The sequence below is a fragment of the Gordonia asplenii genome (assembly GCF_012933505.1).
In the GTDB taxonomy this organism is placed as follows: Bacteria; Actinomycetota; Actinomycetes; order Mycobacteriales; family Mycobacteriaceae; genus Gordonia; species Gordonia asplenii.
Genome location: NZ_JABBNB010000007.1, coordinates 26,581 through 51,792, shown reverse-complemented (window position 1 = coordinate 51,792; position 25,212 = coordinate 26,581). Strand labels below are relative to the sequence as shown.

At 66.4% G+C, this 25,212-nt stretch carries 21 protein-coding genes; 11 read left to right on the top strand and 10 right to left on the bottom strand.

Annotated features, from left to right (window positions below):
- Nucleotides 1-61 precede the first annotated feature (61 nt).
- The 5 genes from HH308_RS08415 to HH308_RS08395 all read left to right on the top strand — a co-directional run bounded on the left by HH308_RS08415 (nucleotide 62) and on the right by HH308_RS08395 (nucleotide 7,770).
- Nucleotides 62-1,192, top strand: coding sequence for an NDMA-dependent alcohol dehydrogenase (locus tag HH308_RS08415; RefSeq protein ID WP_170193748.1), 1,131 nt, complete (start codon nucleotides 62-64; stop codon nucleotides 1,190-1,192).
- A gap of 35 nt (nucleotides 1,193-1,227) precedes the next feature.
- Entirely contained in the window at nucleotides 1,228-2,049 is an 822-nt protein-coding gene (locus HH308_RS08410; protein WP_170193747.1) for a serine hydrolase domain-containing protein, read from the top strand.
- 730 nt (nucleotides 2,050-2,779) lie between these two features.
- Entirely contained in the window at nucleotides 2,780-5,386 is a 2,607-nt protein-coding gene (locus HH308_RS08405; protein ID WP_170193746.1) for an ABC transporter ATP-binding protein/permease, read from the top strand.
- Nucleotides 5,383-7,128: an ABC transporter ATP-binding protein gene (locus HH308_RS08400; protein WP_170193745.1), complete on the top strand. Its 1,746-nt coding sequence runs from the start codon at nucleotides 5,383-5,385 to the stop codon at nucleotides 7,126-7,128. Before HH308_RS08405 ends, HH308_RS08400 begins: the two co-directional genes overlap by 4 nt.
- A gap of 120 nt (nucleotides 7,129-7,248) precedes the next feature.
- Nucleotides 7,249-7,770, top strand: coding sequence for a DUF3145 domain-containing protein (locus tag HH308_RS08395; protein ID WP_170193744.1), 522 nt, complete (start codon nucleotides 7,249-7,251; stop codon nucleotides 7,768-7,770).
- Between the two features lie 47 nt (nucleotides 7,771-7,817).
- Here the strand turns inward: HH308_RS08395 and HH308_RS08390 are convergent, their stop codons facing one another.
- The 3 genes from HH308_RS08390 to HH308_RS08380 all read right to left on the bottom strand — a co-directional run bounded on the left by HH308_RS08390 (nucleotide 7,818) and on the right by HH308_RS08380 (nucleotide 11,569).
- Nucleotides 7,818-8,876: a hypothetical protein gene (locus tag HH308_RS08390; RefSeq protein WP_170193743.1), complete on the bottom strand. Its 1,059-nt coding sequence runs from the start codon at nucleotides 8,874-8,876 to the stop codon at nucleotides 7,818-7,820.
- A gap of 108 nt (nucleotides 8,877-8,984) precedes the next feature.
- Nucleotides 8,985-10,433, bottom strand: a complete 1,449-nt coding sequence (locus tag HH308_RS08385; RefSeq protein WP_170193742.1) for an ABC1 kinase family protein — start codon at nucleotides 10,431-10,433, stop codon at nucleotides 8,985-8,987.
- The gene (locus HH308_RS08380) at nucleotides 10,430-11,569 is read right to left on the bottom strand and encodes a cytochrome P450 (protein ID WP_211188312.1); all 1,140 of its coding nucleotides are present in this window, start codon (nucleotides 11,567-11,569) and stop codon (nucleotides 10,430-10,432) included. The genes HH308_RS08385 and HH308_RS08380 overlap by 4 nt, the downstream gene beginning before the upstream one ends.
- Before the next feature lie 75 nt (nucleotides 11,570-11,644).
- Here HH308_RS08380 and HH308_RS08375 point away from each other — a divergent pair, with 75 nt between their 5' ends.
- Entirely contained in the window at nucleotides 11,645-12,256 is a 612-nt protein-coding gene (locus HH308_RS08375; RefSeq protein WP_170193741.1) for a TetR/AcrR family transcriptional regulator, read from the top strand.
- Nucleotides 12,257-12,308: 52 nt separating this feature from the next.
- Here HH308_RS08375 and HH308_RS08370 read toward each other — a convergent pair whose 3' ends face one another.
- From HH308_RS08370 to aceE, 6 genes are all read right to left on the bottom strand, one after another.
- Complete coding sequence (locus HH308_RS08370; RefSeq protein ID WP_170193740.1) at nucleotides 12,309-13,760, bottom strand: acyl-CoA carboxylase subunit beta; 1,452 nt, start codon at nucleotides 13,758-13,760, stop codon at nucleotides 12,309-12,311.
- Between the two features lie 53 nt (nucleotides 13,761-13,813).
- Nucleotides 13,814-15,082 (bottom strand): KasA/KasB family beta-ketoacyl-ACP synthase, encoded by a 1,269-nt coding sequence (locus tag HH308_RS08365; RefSeq protein ID WP_170193739.1) that lies wholly within the window; start codon nucleotides 15,080-15,082, stop codon nucleotides 13,814-13,816.
- Nucleotides 15,079-15,387, bottom strand: a complete 309-nt coding sequence (gene acpM, locus HH308_RS08360; protein ID WP_170193738.1) for a meromycolate extension acyl carrier protein AcpM — start codon at nucleotides 15,385-15,387, stop codon at nucleotides 15,079-15,081. Before acpM ends, HH308_RS08365 begins: the two co-directional genes overlap by 4 nt.
- Nucleotides 15,388-15,539: 152 nt before the next feature.
- Nucleotides 15,540-16,448: an ACP S-malonyltransferase gene (locus tag HH308_RS08355; protein ID WP_170193899.1), complete on the bottom strand. Its 909-nt coding sequence runs from the start codon at nucleotides 16,446-16,448 to the stop codon at nucleotides 15,540-15,542.
- 197 nt (nucleotides 16,449-16,645) lie between these two features.
- Nucleotides 16,646-17,917: a PucR family transcriptional regulator gene (locus HH308_RS08350; protein ID WP_170193737.1), complete on the bottom strand. Its 1,272-nt coding sequence runs from the start codon at nucleotides 17,915-17,917 to the stop codon at nucleotides 16,646-16,648.
- Nucleotides 17,918-18,080: 163 nt separating this feature from the next.
- Entirely contained in the window at nucleotides 18,081-20,858 is a 2,778-nt protein-coding gene (gene aceE / locus HH308_RS08345) for a pyruvate dehydrogenase (acetyl-transferring), homodimeric type (protein WP_170193736.1), read from the bottom strand.
- 235 nt (nucleotides 20,859-21,093) lie between these two features.
- On the opposite strand from aceE, the gene HH308_RS29715 reads away from it, so the two are divergent.
- The 4 genes from HH308_RS29715 to HH308_RS08325 all read left to right on the top strand — a co-directional run bounded on the left by HH308_RS29715 (nucleotide 21,094) and on the right by HH308_RS08325 (nucleotide 23,277).
- On the top strand, nucleotides 21,094-21,648 hold the full coding sequence (locus HH308_RS29715) for a hypothetical protein (RefSeq protein ID WP_246284406.1): 555 nt from the start codon (nucleotides 21,094-21,096) through the stop codon (nucleotides 21,646-21,648).
- Nucleotides 21,649-21,655: 7 nt separating this feature from the next.
- Entirely contained in the window at nucleotides 21,656-22,243 is a 588-nt protein-coding gene (locus HH308_RS08335; protein WP_170193735.1) for an Rv2240c family protein, read from the top strand.
- A 132-nt stretch (nucleotides 22,244-22,375) separates the two neighbouring features.
- Entirely contained in the window at nucleotides 22,376-22,795 is a 420-nt protein-coding gene (locus HH308_RS08330; protein ID WP_170193734.1) for a DUF3052 domain-containing protein, read from the top strand.
- Complete coding sequence (locus HH308_RS08325) at nucleotides 22,792-23,277, top strand: peroxiredoxin (protein ID WP_170193733.1); 486 nt, start codon at nucleotides 22,792-22,794, stop codon at nucleotides 23,275-23,277. The genes HH308_RS08330 and HH308_RS08325 overlap by 4 nt, the downstream gene beginning before the upstream one ends.
- 37 nt (nucleotides 23,278-23,314) lie before the next feature.
- Here the strand turns inward: HH308_RS08325 and HH308_RS08320 are convergent, their stop codons facing one another.
- Entirely contained in the window at nucleotides 23,315-24,052 is a 738-nt protein-coding gene (locus tag HH308_RS08320) for a sulfite exporter TauE/SafE family protein (RefSeq protein WP_170193732.1), read from the bottom strand.
- Between the two features lie 122 nt (nucleotides 24,053-24,174).
- Between HH308_RS08320 and HH308_RS08315 the strand changes: the two genes are divergently transcribed.
- The gene (locus tag HH308_RS08315) at nucleotides 24,175-25,155 is read left to right on the top strand and encodes a CE1 family esterase (RefSeq protein ID WP_312870477.1); all 981 of its coding nucleotides are present in this window, start codon (nucleotides 24,175-24,177) and stop codon (nucleotides 25,153-25,155) included.
- Nucleotides 25,156-25,212 lie beyond the last annotated feature (57 nt).

Here is a 25,212-nt window from a genome sequence, read left to right as displayed (position 1 = left end):
TACCCTCACAGAAGAGGGCGGGACTCGACCCGCGACTTTCAAGCGTGAAAGAGGTTGTGACGTGAAGACTAAAGGCGCACTGCTGCGGGAACTGAACTCACCGTGGGCCATCGAGGAGATCGAGATCGGCGACCCGAAGGCACACGAGGTCAAGATCAAGATGGAAGCGGCTGGCATGTGCCACTCCGACCACCACCTGATGACCGGTGGCATCCCGATGGCGGGGTTCCCGATCCTCGGTGGCCACGAAGGCGCCGGTGTGGTGGCCGAAGTGGGCGAGGGAGTCACCGACTTCGCGGTCGGCGACCACGTGGTGCTGTCGTTCATCCCGTCGTGCGGCAAATGTAAGTCGTGCCGCGCGGGATTGGCCAACCTGTGTGACTTCGGCGCGATGCTGCTGCAGGGAGAGGCCGTCTCCGACCACACCTTCCGCATCCACACCGCGTCGGGCGAGAACGTCTATCCGATGACGCTGCTCGGCACGTTCTCGCCCTACATGGTGGTGCACGAGGCGTCGGTGGTGAAGATCGACAAGGAGATTCCGTTCGAGGTCGCCGCACTGTGCGGTTGCGGGATCCCCACCGGCTACGGGTCGTCGACGCGCAGCGGCGACGTCCGCCCGGGCGAGGATGTCGCCATCGTCGGCGTCGGCGGTGTCGGCACCGCCGCCTTGCAGGGGGCGGTGATCGCCGGTGCGCGCAACGTCTTCGCCATCGATCCCGTCGAGTGGAAGCGTGAACAAGCGCTGAAATTCGGTGCGACACAAGCGTTCGCGTCGGTCGAAGAGGCGATGAACGAGATCGGCGCCGCCACCGAATGGGGTATGTGCCAGAAGGTCATCGTCACCGTCGGCGAGGTGCACGGCTCCGACGTCGACACCTGGATGAGCATCACCGCCAAGGCCGGGACCTGCGTACTGACCGGCATGGGCAACATGATGGAGAACCAGGTCACCCTGAACCTGTCGATGCTGACGCTGCTGCAGAAGAACCTGCAGGGATCGATTTTCGGCGGCGCCAATCCGAAGCTCGACATTCCGCTGCTGCTGTCGATGTACAAGGCAGGCAAGCTCAACATCGCCGATATGATCACTCGCCAGTACCGGCTCGATCAGATCAACGAGGGCTACACCGACATGTTGGAGGGGCGCAACATCCGCGGCGTCATCCGCTACACCGAAGAAGACTGGTGACATAGCTGCGACGACGCCGGGTAACGTCACGTGGCGTGACGCTTCTCGATGAACTCGCGACCTGGCCCGTCGACAATGTCGCAGGCGCTGTACTCCGCGGTGGTGGGATCGTCGAATCGTTCGGCGACCCCACTGCTGTGTTCGAGCTGGCTTCGGTGACGAAACCGCTTGTCGCGCAGGCAGTTCTAGTCGCCGTCGAGGAAGGCGCGGTGGAACTCGGCGACGCGGCGGGACCGCCGGGCGCCACCGTTGCGCACTTGCTGGCCCACGCTTCGGGGATGGCTTTCGACAGTCGGGAGTCCGCGGCTCCGGTCGGCACCGCGCGGATCTATTCGAGCGCCGGGTTCGAGCTACTCGCCGAAGTCGTCGGTGCCGCAACGGAAATCGAGTTCGACGAGTATCTGCATGAGGCAGTGTGCGTGCCACTGGGGATGAGCCGGACGGAACTCGCCGGCCCGGCCGGGCACGGTGCGCGATCCTGTGTCGCCGATCTGTCCGCTTTCGCGGCTGATCTCCTCGCGCCGACGCTGATCTCACCCGAACTGCATGCTCGCGCGACGTCGGTCCAGTTCGCCGGCCTCGATGGATTCGTTCCCGGCTACGGGAAGCACCGCCCCAATGACTGGGGCCTGGGATTCGAGATCCGATCGTCGAAGAACCCGCATTGGACCGGTAGCAACAATTCGACCGCGACATTCGGGCATTTCGGTCAAGCGGGAACCTTCCTGTGGGTCGATCCGGTACTGGACGCGGCATGCGTCGTATTGACGGACCGGCCGTTCGGGGCCTGGGCACGCGAGCGCTGGAGCGAGTTCAACACGGGAGTGGTCGCCGGGTTGATGGATTCGGTTGTGTGACCTCTGGGGGTCGAGGGGTGGTCGGGTCAGCGGACCGGGGCTGGCGCCGGCGCTTATCCGTTGATTCGGCCTTGATCCACCGGCCGAAGCGCTCCTCTGCTGGTTGAGCCGGTCCGAGCGCCGTGCTCAGTACGGCGCGCTTACGCTCCTCGCGCCGTCAGCGAAGCACTGAAGTGACGACGTCGGCACAGTTCACCTCGTCTACTCGCATATACCCCGCCGGGCTGGCGAGGTGTGTGCGAGTAGACGAGGTGAACTGTAAGGCTCGCAATGTTTCAATCAGGCAGCGGTGACGACGTGGCAGTGTGCTCAACCAGTTGGAGGGGATTCGGGTGGGCTTGGTTTGTCGTGTCGCCGGCCCCTCGTTACACCGAAGCTCGTACCTCGCTTCGGCACTCGGGGAGCGGGGTGCGGATGTTCGGTTCTCGCTTCGGCACTCGGGGAGAGGGGGGGTGCGGATGTTCGGTTCTCGTTTCGGCAGTCGGGGAGCGGGGGGTGCGGATGCTTGGTTCTCGTTTCGGCAGTCGGGGAGCGGGGGGTGCGGATGTTCGGTTGTCGCTTCGGCAGTCGGGGAGCGGGGGGTGCGGATGTTCGGTTCTCGCTTCGGCAGTCGGGGAGCGGGGGATTCGGGTGCCAATCCTCGCTTCTCGCGTCGGCGCTCGGGGAGCGAGTGCGTCGGGGAGTTTGGCTTAGGTTAGGCTTAGCTCGTCCGGTCTGAGCGGAGGGTGGCATGGCACGAGGATTTCAGGGAACGCTGATGCGGGCGTTCGGCGCAGTCGATCACGAGGCGACGGTGCTCGACGCCGTCGACGTGACACCGCACTGCAGACGCGTCCGATTCAGGTCAGACACCCTCTTCGCCGACGCCGCGGCGGGTCCCACCTCCTGGATCCGCGGATGGTTCCCCGACGACGGCGGTGCCGAGTTCCAACGTGGCTACACGTTCTCCGACGCTGATCCCGAGTCCGGCGAGTTCGCCATCGACTTCGTGCTCCACGAGCCCGCGGGTCCGGCGTCGACCTGGGCGGCGAACGTCGAACCCGGGGCGACGCTGATGGTCGTATCGATGGGGTCCAAGCCCTTCGAAGTGAAGGCCGAGAATCCGCCGACCGGGTACCTGCTTATCGGCGACTCGGCATCGCTGCCGGCCATCAGTTCGATCATTTCCGTTGTGCCGCCAGAGATTCCGATCGAAGCCTATCTCGAAGAGCACGACCCGCTCGACCGTGCCCTGCCCATCGCCGCGCACCCTCGATTGCGCGTGCACTGGGTCAAACGGGCCGACGCGTCGACGCTGGCGACAGCGCTGGAGGCCCGCGACTGGAGCAATTGGTACGCGTGGACGGGACCGGAATCGGGGTCCCTCAAGGCGATTCGGGCCCGACTGCGCGAGTTCGGCTTCCCCAAGTCGGAGATTCACGCCCAGGCCTATTGGGCGCAAGGCAAAGCGATGGGCAAACAGCGCGGCACCGAGGACATCGCGCCGGAACCCAATCTCGCGCCGGAACCCGACCCCGCGCCGGAACCCGACCCCGCGCCGGAACCCGTTCCCGCACTGGAACCCGATCCTGCGTCGGAAGTCCCTGTGGTGCAAGGACAATGGCGGGCCAACGCCGCCGGGCGTCTCCTCGCGCCGCTACGCCGCACGCTCATCGCCGCCGGGCTGTTGCAGGCACTGGTGACGATCATCGGATTGGCGCCGTTCGTGCTGCTGGTCGAGCTCGGCAGGCGACTCGCAGCGGGCGCTGCGGCGTCGCAGCTGTGGTCGGTCGGTGTCACCGCGCTGATCCTCATCGCCGTAGCGGCACTGCTGGAAACGGTACTGCAGGTGTGGATGCACACCGTCGACGCGCGCTTCTCCCGTAACCTGCGCCAGCGCCTGCTGACCAAGCTCTCGAGACTGCCGCTCGGTTGGTTCACCGAACGCACGTCCGGCAGCATCAAGTCGCTGGTCGCCGACAACACCTTGTCGCTGCACTACCTCGTGACACACGCGGTGCTCGACGCGGTGGCCGCCGTGGTCGCGCCGATCACGGTGCTCGTCTACCTGTTCACCGTCGACTGGGGGCTGGCGCTGTTCCTTCTGTTGCCGGTTCTCGGGTACGTCATCAGCATGTGGCGGATGGTGATCGCCTCGGAGACGAAGATCGCGCAGTCGGTGACCTGGGTGGAGCGGATGAACAGCGAAGCAGGCGCCTACCTGAACGCCCAGCCGGTCATTCGTATCTTCGGCGGAGTGATGGCGTCGAGCTTCCGCCGCAGTCTGGACGCCTACATCACGTTCCTCGAAGACTGGCAGCGCCCGTTCGTGAAGGCCAAGACCGTGATGGATCTCGTCACACGGCCGACGACCTTCCTATGGCTGATCGGTGCCATCGGTACGCTGTTCGTGGTGTGGGGGTGGACGGCGCCGCTCGACCTGCTGCCATTCCTGTTGCTGGGCACGACATTCGGCGCTCGATTGCTGGGCATCGGATATGGACTCGGCGGTCTGCGGGCGGGGATCATCGCGGCCCGCGAGGTCGCCGTCGCCCTCGACGAACCCGAACTCGCGGGGCGAACCCCGCTGGACCCCGCGTCGCACGTGCCCGCGGCTCAAGTCGACTTCGATGCGGTGACATTCGGTTACCGCGCGGATCTGCCCGTCCTGCACGACATTTCGCTGAGTCTGCGGCCGGGAACGGTGACTGCGCTCGTCGGGCCGTCGGGCTCGGGCAAGTCGACGCTCGCGGCGCTGCTCGCGCGATTCCACGACGTCGACGCCGGAACCATCGCCATCGGCGGCCGGGACATCTCGACGATGGACACCGACGAGCTGTACACCCACCTCGGATTCGTGCTGCAGCAAACCCAATTGGTGCGCGGCAGCGTCGCCGACAACATCGCCCTTGCCGTGCCTGACGCCGCGCGCGAACGCGTCGAAGCCGCGGCACGGGCGGCGAACATCCACGATCGAATCATGGCCATGCCGAACGGATACGACACCGAACTCGGCCCCGACGCCGCGCTCTCCGGCGGTGAACAACAGCGCTTGTCGATCGCACGCGCATTACTCGCCGACTCTCCGGTACTGATCCTCGACGAGGCGACCGCGTTCGCCGACCCGGAGTCGGAATACCTTGTGCAGCAATCCCTGAGCCGACTGATCGCCGACCGCACGGTGCTGGTGATCGCGCATCGCCTGCACACCGTCGTCGACGCCGACGCGATCGTCGTGCTCGACGCCGGGCGCATCGTCGAGTCGGGTACTCATGACCAACTTCTCGCCGCCGACGGGCGATACCGATCGATGTGGGACTCGGCAGTCGAGGCATCGACAGAAGGAGCACAGCGATGATCAAGACTTTGATTTCCCTCCTGCCCGAACAGAGCAGGCCGCGACTGGCGCGCTTTCTGGTGCTCGCGGTGGTCTCCGTGATCGTGCGAGCAGTCAGTGTCGTGATGCTGGTGCCCCTGGTCTCGGCCCTGATCGACGGTGAGAACTCCCGCGCGCTTGCCTGGGCGGGTGCGCTGACGGTGGCGACGATCCTCGGTTGGTGGATCGACGCAGCGGCGTCGAAGATCAGCTACGAGCTGGGCTTCGCGTTGCTGAACAGTTCGCAACACGCTGTCGCGGAACGGCTTTCGCAGATCCGTCTCACGTGGTTCTCGGCGTCGAATACAGCGACCGCCCGGCAGGCCATCGCGGCGACCGGGCCGGACATGGTCGGAGTGGTGATCTATCTCGTCGTGCCGGTGCTCACGGCGATGCTGTTGCCCGTCGTCATCGCGGTGGCCCTGATTCCCATCGCGTGGCCGCTTGCCGTCGTCGCGATGCTGGGTGCGCCGATGTTGCTTGCCGCGCTGTGGGGTACCGGTGCGATCAGTCAGCGCGCCGATCACGTCGCCGACGAGGCCAACTCGGCGATGACCGAGCGTGTCATCGAATTCGCGCGGACGCAGCCCGCGCTGCGTCTGGCGCGGCGAAGCGGTTCGGAGCGAAGCCTCGCCGGTGCGGCGGTAGCCCGACAGCACGGGGCGACACTGGGCTTGATCCTCATGCAGATCCCGGGGCTGCTGCTGTTCAGTCTCGCCAGCCAGATCGCCGTGTTCGCGCTCGCGGGCACCACCGCGTGGTTGACCGTGCGCGGGGATCTGACTGCCGCACAAGCGGTTGCGCTGATCGTCGTCGCCGTGCGCTACCTGGAACCGTTCACCGTCCTCGGCGAGCTCGCCGGCGGCCTGGAAACCATCCGACTCACCCTGCGGCGCATCGCGAGCGTGTTGGCCGGGCCGACCGATACCGCGGGCACGCAACAGCCGGCCCGCCCGGGACGGGCGCCGCGCATCGAATTCGAGAAGGTCAGTTTCCACTACGGCGACCCTGCCTATCCCGTCCTCGACGAACTGGACCTCGTTCTCGACGCCGGCGCCGCGACCGCGATCATCGGGCCGTCGGGATCGGGTAAGAGCACCGTCCTTGCTCTCGTCGCGGGCCTTCACCAACCGACTGGCGGTCGGATTGTCGTCGACGGCGTCGACGCCGCTCAACTCGACTCCGCCGCGCGCCGGGCGCTGGTGAGCATGGTGTTTCAGCAGCCCTATCTGATGCCGGGAACCATCGACGAGAACATCTATGCCGGGCATCCCGACGCGTCCGACGACGACGTCCGACGGGTCACGGCGCTGGCCAGGGTCGACGAGATCATCGATCGGCTTCCCGACGGAGCGGCGTCGAAGGTCGGGGAAGGCGGTGCGCTGCTCTCCGGCGGGGAACGTCAGCGTGTCAGCATCGCGCGGGCACTCATCAAACCCGCACCGATTCTGCTGATCGACGAGGCAACGAGCGCACTGGACAACGAGAACGAACGAGCAGTCGTGGATGCGTTGTCGGTGGACGATGAGCGCACCCGAGTCATCGTCGCACATCGTCGTTCGAGTATTCGACGCGCGGATCGCGTCGTGGTGCTCGAACGCGGTAAGGTCGTAGAGTCAGGGACCCCGGAGGAACTGCTGGCCTCCGGTGGTCGATTCTCGACCTTCTGGGAGCATCGTGGTGCCGCAGCATCATGGAAGATCACCTCACAATTAACATTGTGAACCTCCGCCACTAGCGCAACACGAGCAACATGAGGCACAATAAGCGACAGATTTATGGTAGCCGGTCCGCCGAGGTGTGTTGGGGAAGACGTTCCTCGTCGAAACCGGAGGTGATTGACCGTGCGCAACCTAGACCAGTTTGCGGACATGACAACAGGAGTGGTGTACATCCACTCAGCGCCGGTGGCGCTGTGCCCGCACGTTGAGTGGGCTCTGTCGTCGACCTTGAACGCGCGAGCGAACCTCAAGTGGTCGACACAGGAAGCAGCCGGTGCCAATACGCAGCGCGCGACGGTGGACTGGGCAGGCCCGGTCGGAACCGGCGCGCGGCTGGTCAACGCGCTGCGCGAGTGGTCGGCGTTGAGCTTCGAGGTCACCGAGAACGCCAGCGACGGCATCGACGGTGAGCGGTTCAGCTATGTGCCGGGACTGGGGCTGTGGCGTGGATCGATGAGCGCCAACGGCGACGTCATCCTCGGTGAAATGGAGCTGCGGTCGATGCTGTACGCGCAGTCCGACAACGTCGGTCTCGCCGGTGCCATCGAAGCGGCGCTGGGCACCGCCTGGGACGCGGCACTCGAGCCGTACCGGATGGGGGGCGTCGGCGGCGAAGTCACCTGGCTGCAACAGCGGGTGGGATAGCCGGACCGGTCAGGCGCCGCGGGATCCGGCGTCGGCGAGTCGCGGGCTTATCGCTCCATTCGCTCCTCGGACGGAGTCACTTCATAGTGGTGCGGGGAGCGATCGCGTTCGTCGCCGTGGACGACGATCCAGCGGGTGGGTACCGCGATCGTCGTCGGGCGCAGCGGCGGCATCACGATCGTCTCGCAGCTCATCGACGGATCGTCGGGTGCAACCGCGTAATACCAGCCGCGCACCGCTGGTGAGCGAGTCGCCTTGAACGGCAGTGTTCGACGGTCGGCGTCGTCGACGCAGACGACCAGCGACTGCACACCGACGACGAGCGGGCCGCTGAGCGTGAGTCGAGCGCGGGCGGGTGATGTGTCGGTGACGAATCGGCCGGCCGCGGGCAGCTCGTCGTGACTTCGGGTGATCACCACACGACGGGTCGGCGCCGCCGATTCCGTCGCTTCGGCGATATCGGGCACCGACGGAGCGCGTAACTGCGCCAGTCGCAGACTCGGTTGGACGCGCAGTCGCGGACGCTCACCGGCGGGTGCGGCGCAATGAATGACGCCGGTCGCCGAGGTACACAGCAATACCCGGCCGTCGGGAGTCAGCTTGACCGGGGCGATGTCGAGGACGGCGACTCGGGCGCCGCCGACGCTCTCCACTCCACGACTCGTCACGACGTCGGGTGGATGGACCACCGAGCGCCGATAGGCGGCCAGATCCGGCGGCAGGTAGTCGGCGACGACACCGGTCCCGTCGACACCGGTCCCGTCGCCACCGGGCATATTGACGGCAGGCTCACCGACCACAGCCGACCGCGGCTGGCTCGCGGCGACGAACACGCCCGGCCCGGTAATCGAGACCCAATGATCGCTGATCACCGAAACCGCTGTGGGCCAGGTGTTTTCGGGAGTGGTCACACTCATTCGCAGCCGGGGCAGCTGTGGCGCACCCGCGCATCCGGTGGTCGCGAAGCCATCGATGGCGACTCGCGTTCCGAACGGCGTTTCGGTGGTCGTGACCGACCCGGCGTCGAGCGTGAGGGTGAACGCCAACGCTGTGCCGTCGCGGGTGGGGTGGATCGCCGACAGTGGTGTGCGGACCGTGCGCGTCATGCTTCCACGATCTGCCGGCGGACGACGTTTCTCACGCGTAGTGCGCTACCCGATTCGCCTCGGTATCAGGGCGTGCCTCGTGCGAGGGTCGCAGCGCCGGCTGCCGGGCTACCGATTCGGGTCCATCCCGAACGGGAGTCCGCGCTCGTGGACCCATTCCCGGTGCAGCCGAGTCTCCTGCGTCAGCGGCTCTCCGACGCCGTCGACCGCGTTGGCCAGGTCGAGCGTGTCGATGCACGCGCCGAGGTCGGCCAGGACGGCGTCGATGCCGAGGTTGATGCGGGCGAGCATCACGTAATCGCTGGGGATGGACAGTCTGCGGCTGACACCACCCTCATGGGAGTCGTCGAACAGTGAGCGGAGCAAGACGGTGCTGTCGGCGCTGACGAACTTGTGCGGTTGCGGACCGATTGCCGTCGCACACATCATCGACCACCACGCGAAGGCGTCGTCGGCGGTCAAATCACTGTCGGGACCGATGAATCCGTGCGTCTGCGCGAGCGCGAAGACCCGGTCCCGGTCGCCGTCGCAGGTGGCGCGGAAGGTGGCGACGATGCCTTGCCGCACGTACTCGGGGAACTGTTTGACGCAGCCGAAGTCGACGAAGCCGACCGTGCCGTCGGTGCCGAAGCGATAGTTCCCCGGATGGGGATCGGCGTTGAACATATTGCTGTGCCGGTAGGCGCCGAAGGCGAACAGGCCGATGGTCCGCGACCAGTGGTTGCGCAGCTCTTGGTCGGCGGATCGTGCACGTGCCCAATCGATTCCGTCGATGAACGTCATGGTGAGGACTCGTGCGGTGGACCGTTCGGGTACGACGTCGGGGATCCGGATCAGCGGGTGGCCGCGATACAGATCGGCGAATCGGGTGATATTGCGGGCCTCGTGCCGGTAGTCGACCTCCTCGGCGATCCGCTCGGCGATCTCGGCCGCCGCCGAACGCTGGTCGGTGCGCATTCCGCGCGGGGTGAGGGACATGCCGAGCTTCATGAACGTCGCGAGGAGCTCGGTGTTGGCGAGGTCGTCTCGAATCGCCTGTGCCACACCGGGATACTGGACTTTCACCGCGACGTGACGACCGTCGGGCAGGCGTGCCTCGTGGACTTGGCCGATCGACGCCGCCGCGATCGGTTCGGGCGAGAATTCGGTGAACAACTCGTCCAGCGGTGCGCCGAGTTCCCGTTCGACCAGTTCGCGCGCCGTCGTCGGATCCATCGGCGGCGCGTCGGCCTGAAGTCGTTCCAGCGCTTGCTGATACACCGAGAACGGCCCGGCGTCGACGGCGTCGGTCTCGTAGGTCGACAGCAGCTGCCCGGCCTTCATCAGCACGCCCTTGGAGTGTCCGAGCAGCTCGGCGTAGCGCACCGCCGTCCGTTGGTGGAATTCGTCGACGGCGCCGGCATTGCCCGCCCGTTCCCGCAATCCGGCGGCGAGCCGGCCGCCGGCGGCCCGGGCCGCGAAGCCCACCACCGGAACGGTACGGCGCACGCGTCCGGCGCGGACCTCGCCGAACCGGTCCGCCGGAGTCGTGGCAGCTGTGGCGATCTCGTCGGTCATGGTGTCGCTCCTTCGGTGAAGATCATCGGAACTGACGTCAATCCGCGCAGCCGGGTGGAGTCGCGGGCCGTCGCCGGCCCGGCGATCTGTGCACCTCGTCGGCGCAGAAGATCAAGTGCCACAACGACTTCCAATTGCGCGAGGGCGGCACCGATGCACCGGTGGACGCCGAAGCCGAAGGACAGGTGGGGTGGACTCGCCGGGCGTTGGGGGTTGAAGGTTTCGGGGTCGTCGAAGACGCTCGGATCGCGGTTGGCTGCCGCGACGTCGACGACGACGACCTCACCGGATGCGATGACGTGCCCGCCGATGGCATGTGGCTCGGTCGCCACCCGCAGGATGGATTGCGCCGGCCCGTCCAAACGAAGCAACTCGGTGATCAGCCGCGGGTCGTCGACATCGAGGTCGTCGATGAGGCGCCCCTGCCGCGCGTCGAAGAGCCGAATTACAGCCGCGCCCAGTAGATTTGCGGTCGTCTCGTGCCCGGCGATCGCGAGCAGGATCGCGTTCACCACCACCTCGTCGAGGTCGAGGGCCGGGTCGGTGGCGAGCAGGCTGAGCAAGTCGTCGAGCGGGTCGGCGCGCCGCTGCGCGGCCAGCGGCAGAAATTGAGCGATCAGCGCAGTGAACGCGGATGCCGTCGCGGGCAGTGACGCCGGGTCGAACGCGGCGTCGAGCGCGCGGATCAGTGTCGGGGCCTCGCGCCACAGCGTGGTGGCCGTCGGCAGGTCGAGCCCGAGCCACTCGGCGATCACCGCGATCGGAAACGGCTGTGCCACCTGCGTCATGAAGTCGAACGTCGGGCCCGTCGCAACGCCGTCGATGACGTCGGCGGCGATGGCCTCGACCGCCGGACGGAGCTGCGCGATATAGCTGGGCGTGAAGACGTCGCGGACGGAGTCGCGCACGCGAGTGTGCGCGGGTCCGTCGAGCAGCAGCATCGTGCGGCCCAGTGGCAGTTCGCCCAGGCCGACAGCCGCCGCGGCCTGCCGATAGGTCGGCGACGCCAATGGATCACTGGTCCATCCGGCGTCGCGCAGAATACTGCGTGCGCTGTGGTAGCCGCCGACGATCCATGCGTCGGCGGCGTCGTCGAAGCGGATGTCACGGCGTCGGGCATCGACGGTGTTCGTCATGTCGCCTCCTCTTGACCAAAGTGTTCACTTAGGTGGCCTACTTGGCTAGACTAAGTGAGTACTTAGGAGGCGTCAATGGGCTCTTTGGCCACCCGCGACCGGCTGATCGACGAGGCGATGCGATTGTTCGGCGAACAGGGGTACCGCGCGACGAGTGTCGCCCAGATCGAGAAAGCCGCAGGTCTCACGCCGGGATCCGGTGGTCTCTACCATCATTTCCGGACCAAGGAGAGCCTCCTGGAGGCCGGCATCGACCGCCAGCTCGACCGGATGAACGCATTGCGCGACATTCGGCAGATCTTCGAGGGGCTGACCGACTTGAGGTCGGAGTTGACGGTTCTGGGCCGTTACACGCTCAGTGTGATCGACGAGGAGGCGCAACTGTTGCGGATCGTGTCGTCGGAGTTGCGGGACCGTCCGCGCAAGCTGGCCGATACGATCGCGGGTCTCGTGGGAGAGTCGTATGCGGGCATGGCGCAGTGGATTCTGCGTCGCGCGCCTGATGTCGATCCCGGTGTGGCGCAGGGCATTGCGGCGGTCGCGCTGAACGCCTTGTTTGCCCATCGGATGATGCCGGACATCCTTGGCGCACAAGCGGTTTCGGTCGACGAGGATGCGTTGATCGCCGAATGGGTGACGATGGTGGCCGCGCGGGTGGAGGCGTTGGGTGGGTCAGACGCATCGTGACCTCCGGCAAAGACATTGCCGGAGGCCACGATTGGTCGGTGAGCGAGTCAGCTCACAACGGAATGTTCTTGTGGCGTCCGCGTCGGGCCGGAGCGGCGGCGAGCGCCGCGGCGATCCGCGACCGCGTGTGCGCCGGATCGATGACATCGTCGACGACGCCGATCGACTGTGCGCGTCCCAGGCCGCCCGCGATGGCTTCGTGTTCGACGGCGAGCCGCTCGTGCAGTGCATCGCGCTCGTCGTCGGGGGCGGCGGCGAGCGCCTTCTTATGCAGGATGCCGACCGCGGCCTTGGCACCCATGACGGCGACTTCCGAACCGGGCCAAGCGAATACGGCAGTCGCGCCGAGAGCGCGGGCGTTCATCGCGATGTACGCGCCGCCGTAGATCTTGCGGGTCACCAGCGTCACGCGGGGGACCGTGCACTCGGCGAAGGCGTGCAACAGCTTGGCGCCACGCCGAACCACGCCGTCCCACTCCTGCCCGACGCCGGGCAGGTATCCGGGGACGTCGGTGATGACGATGAGCGGGATGCCGAACGCATCGCAGAGCCGGACGAAGCGCGACGCCTTCTCGGCGGACAGCGAGTTGAGGCAACCACCCATCCGCAGTGGGTTGTTGGCGATCACGCCGACGCTGCGGCCGGCGAGTCGGCCGAAGCCAACGACGATGTTGGGGGCCCACTTGGCCTGGATCTCCTCGAAACTGGAGATCTCGGTCTCGCCGTCGGCGGCGAGCCCGGTGTCGAGGAGGCCGGTGACGACCGGGTGGACGTCGTAGGCGCGTCGATTCGATTCGGGGAGAAGGGCTTTCAGATCGGTGTCGCCGGCCTGCGCCTGCTCCCGATTGAATTGACCCTGTTGGGCGAACGTCGAGACGAGACGCCGAGCGCGCCACAGCGCGTCGGGCTCGGAATCAGCGGTGATGTGGCTGACGCCCGACTTCTTGCCGTGTGTCAGCGGGCCGCCGAGCGACTCCATGTCGACCTGCTCGCCGGTGACGCTACGCACGACGTCGGGGCCGGTGACGAAGACACGCCCGGCCGGAGCCATGATCACCACGTCGGTCAGCGCCGGGCCGTAGGCCGCGCCGCCTGCCGCGAAGCCGACGACGACCGAGATCTGCGGGACATAGCCCGACGCGCGGACCATCGCCTCGAAGACCTGGCCCACCGCGTGGAGCGCCTCGACCCCTTCGGCCAGGCGTGCGCCGCCCGAATGCCAGATTCCGACGACCGGCGCCTGCTCGGCGATGGCGGTGTCGATCGCATTGACGATGTGGGCACACCCGACCACACCCATGGCACCGCCCATCACGGTGCCGTCGGTGCAATAGGAGACGGTGCGAACACCGTTGACCGATCCGATGGCCGTCTGAACACCCGATTTGTCTCGGGCGTGCAGGAGAGACATCGAACCTTCGTCGAAGAAGTTGGTCAAGCGCAGCAGCGGATCACGCGGATCTGCTGAGTCCTCATGGCCGGTGATGGGAGCCAATGTGGTCATCGCTCTCTCCTCTATCTGTGGGTGTAGCCGGGTGAGCTTCGCTTCTTCTCGGATCAGTAGCGTCCGAACGCGATCGCCACGTTGTGGCCACCGAATCCGAACGAGTTGTTGATGGCGTAATCGATCTGTCCGTAGCGGGGTTCGCCGTGGACGACGTCGATGTCACACTCGGGATCCTGGTTGTCCAGGTTCAGGGTGGGCGGAATCACGCCTTCTTCAACCGACTTGATGGTCAGCACTGATTCGAGTGCCCCCACCGCGCCGATGGAGTGACCCAAAGCGGACTTCGGTGCGTACACCGCAGCCTGGTCACCGATTGCTGACTTGATACCCACTGCCTCGGCGGTGTCGCCGATCGAGGTCGACGTCGCGTGAGCGTTCACGAACGAGATGTCGGCCTTGGTCAGTCCGGCGGTCTGAATCGCACGCGTCATCGCACGTGAATTGCCTTGACCGGTCGGGTCGGGTGCGACGAGGTGGAAACCGTCGGAGGTGATGCCGGAGCCCAGCACACGCGCGTGGATGTGAGCGCCGCGGGCGATGGCGTGCTCCTCGCGCTCGAGGATCAGCATTGCGGCGGCCTCACCGAAGACGAAGCCGTCGCGATCGGAGTCGAACGGCCGGGAAGCCGCTGCCGGATCGTCGTTGCGGGTGCTCATGGCGCGCATCATGGAGAACGCTGCGATCGGAATCGCATCGATGTGTCCTTCGACGCCGCCGGTCACGACCATGTCGGCGTCACCCATGACGATGTGGCGCCAGCCGTGTGCGATGGCCTCGGCACCCGACGAGCACGCCGAGACCGGGGTGATCACACCGGCGCGAGCGCCGATGTTGAGTCCGGTGACCGCGGCCGGGCCGTTGGGCATGGCCATCGACACTGCCAGCGGCGAGACCTTGCGGTAATTGCCGCTGGTCTCCATCGCCTTGACGGCGTCGATCATGGCGTCGCCGCCACCTTGGCCGGTGCCCAGGACCACGGCGAGACGGTCTTTGTCGACGTCGGGTTCGCCGGCCTGCGTCCACAGACGCTTGCTCATCACATGCGCGATGCGTTCGACATACGCCATTCGGCGCGCCTCGACGCGACTGACTTCCTCGGCCGGGTCCTGCAGCAGGCGCCCGCCGACCCGGCACGGCAGTTCGCCGTACTTGGTGACGAAGTCGTCGGTCAGTGCTCGGATGCCGGTCTTACCGTCCAGCAGTCCCTGCCACGTCGAGTCGAGGTCGACGCCCAGTGACGTGGTGGCGACCATAGAGGTCACCACCACGCTGGGGAAGTTGCCTCCCAGAGTGGAGTAGTCGCGGAGCGACGCGGTCACTCGCCAGCCTTGTCCTCGGCAACCTTTGCAGCGATAGCCGCGGCAGCCTCGGGGTTCTCCGACTCGAGCTTCTGGATGTAGCCGACGGCGTCGCCGACGGTACGCAGGCCTGCGAGATCCTCATCGGGGATCTTCACGCCGTACTTGTCTTCGGTCTGAACGGCGATCTCAACCATCGACAGCGAGTCGATGTCCAGGTCGTCAACGAAGGACTTGTCCATCGTCACCTCGGACGGCTCGATGCCGGTGACTTCTTCGATGATCTCGGCGATGCCGGCGATGAGATCTTCCTGGGTGGCGGCCACGGCGTGGCTCCCTTCTGCATTTGAGCTCTGGCTGTCAGAGCGCGATTCGTTGCGTAGGTGATTCCTACATCCGGGCGGCCATGTTCAAGGCCGCTTGGATTCGCCGGAGAGCCTCCGGCGGTCCGGGGGGCGCGGGCTAGATCCGCGCCCTCTTATCCAAGTTCGGTGATCTCCGACAGGTCGTCGGGCGTCTTGAGCGCCCGCGTCGGCGTGCCCTTGAGTTCGCGCTTGGCGATTCCGACCAGCGTGCCGGCCGGGGGCAACTCGATGATGGCTTCGGTGCCAGCGTCACGCATGGCCACCGAGCACAGATCCCAGCGCACCGGGCTGGTCACTTGCGCTACTAGTTTTGTCAGAGCTTCGGCGCCGTTCGTTACAGCGCCGCCGTCGGAGTTGGACAGCAGGGTGAAGTGCGGGTCCGACGGGATGATCGACGCTGCGGCCTCGGCGACGGCGTCCTGGGCGGGAGCCATGAACTTCGTGTGGAAGGCACCGGCGACGGCGAGCTTGCGAGTGCGTGCGCGTTCGGGCGGGCTGGCGATCAGTTCGTCGATGGCGTCGACCTTGCCCGCGGCGACGATCTGGCCGACGGCGTTGCGATTGGCCGGCACGAGGTCGAGTTCCTCGAGGCGGGCGAGGACCGCGGTCTCGTCGCCGCCCAGCACGGCAGCCATCGTCGTGGGCTCCGCGGCGCAGGCCTTGGCCATCTCGGCGCCCCGGATGGCGGCGAGGGTCACCGCTTCGTCGGCTGAGATGACGCCGCTGATGGCGGCTGCGGCGAGCTCGCCCACCGAGTGGCCGGCGACGATCATGTCGGCGGGCACGGAATGGCGCTTGGTCAGCTCGTCGTAGGCCAGCAGAGCGGCTGCGACGACGAGCGGCTGGGTGATCGCGGTGTCGGTGATCTCGTCGGCGGTGGCCGTGGTACCGAGACGCTCGAGATCGAGACTGATCTGCTTCGACCACGTCGCCAGTTGGTCACGGGCACCGGGCATCTCCAACCAGGGGATGAGCATACCGGGTGTCTGAGAGCCCTGTCCGGGCGCAAGCAAGGAAAGCACGTCCACAAGACAACACCCTCGCGGGGATATTCGTGGGTGTTGCGCACGATGAACCTTTTGGCCCGTCTTTGTAGAGACCCTACAAACGACTATCTGGGTGTGCTGAGCCTGTCACCTCGCTGTGACTCGTTACCGAATTGAGTCCAAAGGCGTTTCAGCTGCAAAGATGCTACTTTCGGGTAGGTAACGAATGTGACTCATGGTGCATGTGAGCGCGTTTCTTGCTTGAACTGTGTCAAGCGTCCAATAGTCGTCGCGACGCGCAGGACGTAGGCGTCACGAGGGTTAGTTGCGTCACGTCGGGTGATCTCAGCGATCTTTTTCAGCCGATAGCGCACAGTATTTGGATGAACGAACAGTTCGCGCGCACACGATTCAACGGACCCCCCGGTGTCCAGATACGCCTCGAGAGTGGTGTTCAGCGTCTCGCCGCCCTTCGCCAGCGGGGTGGTGATCGTATCGATCAACGCTTTGGTCGCGGTGGCGTCTCCGTTGAGTGCTCGTTCGGGTAACAACTCCAGGCTGTGGACCGGTCGGGGCGCCCCGGGCCAGCCGACGACGGCCTCGGCGGCCGCCATGGCTTCGACGGCACTGGAATGGGCCGTCGAGAGGTTGGGCATCGTCGGCCCGATGACGACGGGGGCGTCGGCGAAATGGTCGAGCAGGTCACTGGTGAACCGCTCCGTCGAGCGAACCGGCCCACTGACGATGGCGACGAGGAACGATCCCTGCACCACCGACAACGCCGAGCGGTCGTACTGCTTGGCGGTGTTGTGAATGGCCAGCGGCACCGACACGTTCTGTTCGGGTGGAGGCGTCCCGACGATCACCGTCGCCGGTGCATCCGAATCCCAGTTGAGTGCGGCCGCACGAGACAACAGCTGCGGCCCGGAGTCGCCGCGTACCACGGCGTCGACGACGAGCGCCTCCAGGCGTGAGTCCCACGCGCCCCGTGATTCGGCCGCCGAAGCATAGATCGACGCCGCCGCGAACCCGATCTCGCGGCCGTAGCGAAGGACCGATTCGGTGAGTGCGCGCAGCTGTGCGTCATTGCGGGCGAGCAGGGGGAGCCACTTCTCGAAGAACTCCATCGCCACCCGGACCATTTCGACGGTCTGCAGCAACGTGATCCGGCGGGCGAGGTCCTGCGGCACCACCTGGAACGCCTGCACGGTGAACTTGACGTTGCCCTCGGGATCTTGGATCCACTCGACGAAGTTGACCACCGCGGTCTGCACGACAAGTTGGACGCTCGCGCGCTGCGCGGCGTCGAGGTCGCCGAAGTAGGGCAACTGATCCGACATCGAATGCACGGCCTCGGTGGCGAGTCGGCCGCTGTACTGCTTGACCCGACGCAGCAGAGTGTCGGGCAGGGCGTCGTGCACGGTGGCGGGTGCCGGAACATGCGCTCCCCGCTCGCCGAAGACGTCCATACCGGGAGGCTGCAGGTTGATCGGGGCATCGGACATGAGTCGAGTCTATGGGCACAGCCTGAGAGGTCGACCGAAGTCGCGGAGCCGGTCGCGGCGTCAATCTGCGGGCGAGTGTCGCCGGTGTACACGATGGTCGTGAACGGCCAACGGCCACCGGCGAATTCGCCGATGGCCGCTGGTGTCGACGCGGCTGGGGCCGCTACGCGCTGCCGGTGTCCGCGAGGGAGATCGGAGCCGCGCTGACATCGGTGATCTGATACTTCTCGGCGGCCTGCGCGGCGACCGAACGGTCGAGGTGACCGTCTTTCGCCAACGCCAGCAGCGTCCCGACGACGATGGACTCGGCGTCGACGTTGAAGAACCGACGCGCGGCCGGGCGCGTGTCGGAGAAGCCGAATCCATCGGTGCCCAGCGTCAGGTAGGTACCCGGCACGTAGGCGCGGATCTGCTCCTGCACCCCGCGCATGTAGTCGCTGACGGCGACGAAGGGTCCGGGAACGTCGGCGAGGACCTCGGTCAGATAGGCCTGGGTGACCGCGGCGTTGGGCTCACGCAGTTCGTCCCGGTCGGCGCGCAGGCCGTCGCGGGCCAGCTCGGTCCACGACGTCACCGAGTACACCGACGCGCCCACATTCCACTCGTCGGCCAGCAACTGCTGGGCCCGCAGGGCGTCGGGCATCGTGACGCCCGAGACCAGGATGTTCGCCGGGTACTGCTTGCCCGCAGGCGCGTCGGAGTACTTGTAGATGCCCTTGAGCAGACCGGCGACGTCGAGGTCGGCGGGCTGCGGCGGCTGGGTGTACGGCTCGTTGTAGACGGTGATGTAGAAGTAGATGTTCTCCGGATCGTCGCCGTACATCCGACGCAGACCGTCGTCGACGATGTGCGCGAGTTCGAACGCGAACGCGGGGTCGTAGGCGACGACGCCGGGGTTGGTCGCCGCCAGCAGCGGCGAGTGACCGTCGGCGTGCTGCAGTCCCTCTCCGGTGAGCGTGGTGCGCCCGGCGGTGGCGCCGATGACGAAGCCGCGGGCCATCTGGTCGGCGGCGGCCCACAGGCTGTCGCCGGTGCGCTGGAAGCCGAACATCGAATAGAAGATGTACAGCGGGATCATCGGCTCCTGCTGCGTGGCATACGACGTTCCGACCGCCGCGAACGACGCTGCCGAGCCCGCCTCGTTGATGCCCTCGTGCAGGATGTGACCGCTGCTGCTCTCCTTGTAAGCGAGCATCAGGTCGGCGTCGACGGAGGTGTAGAGCTGGCCGTTGTGGTTGTAGATCTTCAGCGACGGGAACCACGAATCCATGCCGAAGGTGCGGGCCTCATCGGGGATGATCGGCACGATGCGGTTGCCGACCTGGGGATCGCGCAGCAGATCCTTGAAGATGCGCACCAACGCCATCGTCGTGGCGACCTGCTGCTTGCCCGAGCCCTTCGCGGCGACCTTGAGCGCGCCCGAGGTGTCCGCGTGCAGCGGCTTGTGCGCGGGAGCCCGGTTGGGGAGGAATCCGCCCAGTGCGCGGCGTCGGGCGAGGGCGTACTGGATCTCCGGTGCGTCGGCCCCGGGGTGGTAGTACGGCGGCAGATACGGGTTCTCTTCGAGCTGCGCGTCGGTGATCGGGATGCGGTTGGTGTCGCGGAACGCCTTGAGATCCTCGAGGGTCAGCTTCTTCATCTGGTGGGTGGCGTTGCGGCCCTCGAAGTGCGTGCCGAGCGTGTAGCCCTTGATGGTCTTGGCGAGGATGACGGTTGGCTGGCCCTTGTGCGACATCGCCGCGGCGTAGGCCGCATAGATCTTGCGGTAGTCGTGGCCGCCGCGCTTGAGATTCCAGATCTGCTGGTCGGTGAGGTCGTTGACCAGCTCCTTGGTGCGTGGATCCCGGCCGAAGAAGTGCTCACGGACGAAGGCGCCGTCGTTGGCCTTGTAGGTCTGGTAGTCGCCGTCGGGGGTGGAGTTCATCAGGTTGACCAGTGCGCCGTCGCGGTCGGCGTGCAGCAGGGTGTCCCACTCGCGGCCCCACACCACCTTGATGACGTTCCAGCCCGCGCCGCGGAAGAACGACTCGAGCTCCTGAATGATCTTGCCGTTGCCGCGGACCGGGCCGTCGAGGCGCTGCAGGTTGCAGTTGATGACGAAGGTCAGGTTGTCCAGGCCGTTGGTCGCCGCGGTCTGCAGCAGGCCGCGCGATTCGGGCTCGTCCATCTCGCCGTCGCCGAGGAACGCCCACACGTGCTGGTCGGACGTGTCGCGGATGCCGCGGTCCTGTAGGTAGCGATTGAAGCGCGCCTGATAGATGGCGTTCATCGGGCCCAGGCCCATCGACACGGTCGGGAACTGCCAGAACTCCGGCATCAGGCGCGGATGCGGATACGACGGCAGGCCGCCGCCGAGACCGGCATGACTGTGCTCCTGGCGGAACCCGTCCATGCGGTGCTCGTCGATGCGGCCTTCCAGGTAGGCGCGGGCGTAGATGCCCGGCGACGCGTGACCCTGGATGAAGATCTGATCGCCGCCGCCCGGGTGGTCCTGGCCGCGGAAGAAGTGGTTGAAGCCGACCTCGTACAGCGATGCCGACGACGCGTAGGTGGAGATGTGTCCACCGACGCCCACGCCGGGGCGCTGGGCGCGATGCACCATGATCGCCGCGTTCCAGCGGATGAACGCCCGGATCCGACGCTCGGTGTCCTCGTCGCCGGGGAACCACGGCTCGTTCTCGGTGGGGATGGTGTTCACGTAGTCGGTCGACATCAGCGACGGAATCGACACGTGCTGCTCACCGGCGCGCTCGAGGAGGCGCAACATCAGATAGCGTGCCCGGGCGGGGCCGGCTGACTCGATCAGCCCGTCGAGTGACGACAACCATTCCGCGGTTTCGGCGGGGTCGATGTCAGGCAGATACGACGCGACACCCTCCCGGATGACGCGCACGCGCTTGGCTGCGGGTGTGGTTGCTGGATCGGTCGGCTGGTCGCCCACGGTGATCTCACTGTTCTGTTGAGTCGAAGCCGACCGCACTGTGGTGGGACGGCGGGTGCGTCGGGCACGAGCCAGTTAAGGGTGATCTAGCTGGTGCTCACTAGCTATGGTGCCGTATATCACCGACATAGTGTGCACCGAGTGGCGGATCTTTCGTCACCGACTTGGTGCGATTAGGGTTGGCTGGCACCCATCGAGTCGTGGGGACCGCTGACAGAGGGGAATTCGCGCACGCATGACGCATCCGCAATATGGCCGACAACCTGCGGGACAGCCGCATCCCGGGCCCGGTCAGCAGGCCGGGCAACCGGTCGCCGCGCAGGGATATCCGCCGCAGGGCGGGCCGCAGCAGTACCAGCAGCCCGGTCAGTACCCGCCGGGTTACGGCCATCCGCAGGGCCCACCCGTGGGATACGGCCCGCCGCCGCAGTATGCCCAGCCGGGTTATCCACCCGCGGGCTATCCGGCCCCGGGGTATCCGCAGCAGGCCTACGCTCAACCGGGTCCTCCGCCGGCTCAGGTGAATCAACCGTTGCCGCACGGGGTCTTTCAGGCCAAGTTCCGCAAGCACACCGGGATGATCATCTTGGCGCAGTGGCGGGACGTCATCGTCACCGGAAGTTACGACGATGTACGTAAGGCGTTCTGGCAGGCCCAGACTCACTGCCTGACACTCGGTTGGTGGGGCCTGCTGTCCGCGCTGGTCTACAACTGGATCGCGATCATCGGCAACATCTCGGAGATGGGGCGGATTACGCAGCAGGCGCGCGAACAGGGGCTGGGCGGGTAACGCCGAGATGAGACCCGGTCGGGTGATGCTCGCGCTGGCGATGAGTGTGGGCCTGGCGACGTCGGTCGTCGGCTGTCAGACGGTCGACGGCACCGCCTCGGCGCCGTCGGACCAGGTCGCGGCCTACCGCTCCGAACAGAGCGTGGCCGCCGCCGCCCGATCGCGCACTCAGGCAATTGCGTTGTGCGAGCAGGCGATTCCGTCGATGGCAGCGATGGTTCGCGAATACAACGCGTTCATCGCGGCGCTCAACAAGGCCCAGGACTACACCAAGCTGCACGGTCTGGACACCAAGGCACGCGAGCAACTTGCTTTGGGCGCCAACGAGATTCGCCCAAAGGTCACCGAGGAACTGCCCGCCGACCTCGCCGCGTCGATCCGGGAATTCCTCTCCGCGGGGGCGTCGCTCAACAACCTCATCGGCGCTCGCCGAAGCAGCGAACTCAATTCGGTGGCCCAGGTGTGGACACGCGAGCGGCAGACGACGATCGACGTGTGTGCCCGCTACATCCCCTCGGTGTCGTCGACGCCGAGCGCGCCGCCCGCGTCGAGCGGCCCGGCGACGTCGAAGCCGGCACCGACTGCGACGCCGTGAGACAATTTCCCCCGCCTCTACTCCAGGCAGGGCGTTAGGCTCTAGGCTGTTCGAGGTAACCGAAGTTGCGCGGCACGGCGCAGCTCACACATTGACCGGCCGCAGGTCGGCAGATACAGGAGGTCGCACGCGGTGGTATCCGCCACAGAGGGTAGTGGTGCCCACAAACTCGGATTGACATCCGGTCTGGTGGTGCAAGAACTCGGCTGGGACGAAGACACCGACGACGACCTGAGGGCCGACATCGAGGAAGTCATCGGCTCGGAGATGCTCGACGAGGACGCCGACGACGTGATCGACGTCGTTCTGCTCTGGTGGCGAGAAGAGGACGGCGACCTGGTGGACGCCCTGATGGATGCGATCGCGCCGCTCGCCGACGACGGCTACGTGTGGGTCATCTCGCCGAAGACCGGCAACGACGGCCACGTCGACCCGAGTGAGATCGCGGAGGCCGCACCGACCGCGGGCCTCACGCAGACGTCGGTTGCCAGCCTCGGACGGTGGACCGGTGCGCGCCTGGTACAGCCGAAGTCGCGGGGCAAACGCGCATGACATCCGCGTCGACCGCCGGCCTCGCGCCGGTGGGTTCGCTTGCGCCCGGATTCGCGTTACGTGACCAGAACAACCAGCTCGTCGGGCTCGATGCGCTGCGCTCCGACCGTCGTGTCGTGCTCGTATTCTTTCCGCTCGCCTTCACCGGCAATTGCGAGGGCGAACTCGGCATGATCCGAGATCGCTTGCCGGAGTTCGACAACGACTCACATGTCACCGTCGCGATCTCGGTCGGACCGCCGCCGACGCACAAGGTGTGGTCGGTGGCGCAGGCATTCCTCTTCCCGATTCTCTCCGACTTCTGGCCGCACGGCGACGTCGCGCGCAGCTACGGCGTGTTCGACGAGGAGCGCGGCTATTCGCTGCGCGGGACATTCGTCGTCGACCGGGACGGCACCATACTGTTCGCGCATGCATCCGAGCCGGGCGCGCCTCGCGACGATTCGGTGTGGGACAACGCTTTACGCATCGCCGCGGGGTAGTCGCCCGGTGCCGGTCCACCGTTGACCGGTATGCGCGTCACGTCAGCGCGAGCCATAACGCCAACCCCAGACCGCCGATGCCGACCGCGATGCGCAGAAACGTCGGCGGGATGACCGCGACGATCGGTGGCCCGCACCACCCGCCGACGAGCGCGCCCGCGCCCAAGGCCAAGGCGGCGGTCCAGTTCACCGGACCGAACACCGCGAAGCCGACGGCCGCGACGAGGTTGCTCACGCCCAGCAGGAAACTCTTCAGAATGGCTGTGTCCCACATGGTTTCGGCGGTGAACACCAGGAGCAGGGAAATGAAGATGACACCTGCGCCCGCGCCGAAATAGCCGCCGTAGATCGACACCAGGAATACCGAGACCGGAATGATATGCGGCACTTGGGCATCGCCGATGTGTCGCCGCACGATGGGTTGAGCGAGCAGCGCGATCGACGCCGCGCCCACCAGGTAGGGGACGACCAGTTGGAAGGCGTCGGCCGGGGACGCCAACAGCAGGACCGCTCCAACGATGCCGCCGGCCGCGGCGCACGCCGACCAGATCGCCAGTGTGCGGCCGCGTTCGAACAATTTGCCGCTCGCCTTGGCGGTGGCACCGACTCCTACGGCGACCAACGACACCGTGTTGGTGACATTCGCGGCGACCGGGCTCAGTCCCACCGCGAGGAGAGCGGGGTAGGACACGATCGACGCCAGTCCGGTGACGTATCCGACGACGCCGGTGGCGAATCCGGCGACGACGAGAAAGGCGAGGTCGAGGACGGTCATCGGGGTGACGTTACCGATGTCCGTGGACGCGGCGTCGAGGGCGTCGCCGGTGCGGCGTGACGTCGGTCACGTCGACGTCGGCCCGCGGTGCCCGGCCGTCGGCGACCCCATATCCTTTCGTCGTGACTGAACGTCGAATCATTAGGCGTGGCAAGGGTTTCGCCACGTTTGTCGCCGTTGCCGCAGCAGCGGCGGGGATCTCGGTTCCGGGTGTCGCCGGAGCCACGCCGCCGACGGCTCCGACGGTGCCCGCTCCCACGCCCGTCGCCGGCTGCGGCTCACCCACCGTGACTCGGGGCGCGGCCATCGAGCGCACCACGCGGAGCGACGGCGTCGAGCGCCACTACCGCATTCGGATTCCGGCGTCGTACGACGCTCGGTTGCCGGTGCCGCTGATTCTCGCGTTCCACGGGCGCAACGAGAAGTCGACGAGATTCGAGAAGGTCACCCGACTGTCGTCGCTGCCCGCCGTCGTCGTGTACCCGGACGGCCTGCGTGGACGCAGTGGTGAGCCGTCGTGGCAGTCGGCGCCGTATGCCAGTCCGACGGCCGACGACGTCGGGTTCACCGCAGCCATTCTGCGTGACGTGCGGAGCACGGTCTGCGTCGATCGCGCTCGTACATACGCGGTCGGCAGGTCGAACGGGGGAGGATTCGTCGCATTGCTCGCGTGCCGGATGCCTCACGAGTTCGCAGCGTTCGCGGCGGTGTCCGGCGCGTTCTATCCGGAGTCGGCGCAGGGATGCTCGAGTTCGGCAGGGGTGTCTTTCGTCGAATTCCACGGCACCGCAGACCCGGTGATCCATTACAACGGCGGTCAGAAGTTCGCCGAGACCTACCCGTCGATCCCGCAGTGGCTCAGTGGTTGGACTCACCGAGCGAACTGCCTAGACCTGCCGGTCGAGTCGCAGATCAACTCGTACGTCACCAAGGTCGAGTGGGGTTTCTGCCTGCCGGCGGGAACCGAAGTGACCCACTACCGGATTGCCGGCGGCGGTCATCGTTGGCCGGGATCGCGCGTGGGCGGGAGCAGCGGACCGTCGGACACCATCGATGCGACCGCGGTCATCTGGCAGTTCTTTGCGCGCCACCCAATGCGCTGACCAGGCGTTTTGGGTCTGCGGGTGACAACCGCTAAATTCATGAGTTGACCGCGCTCG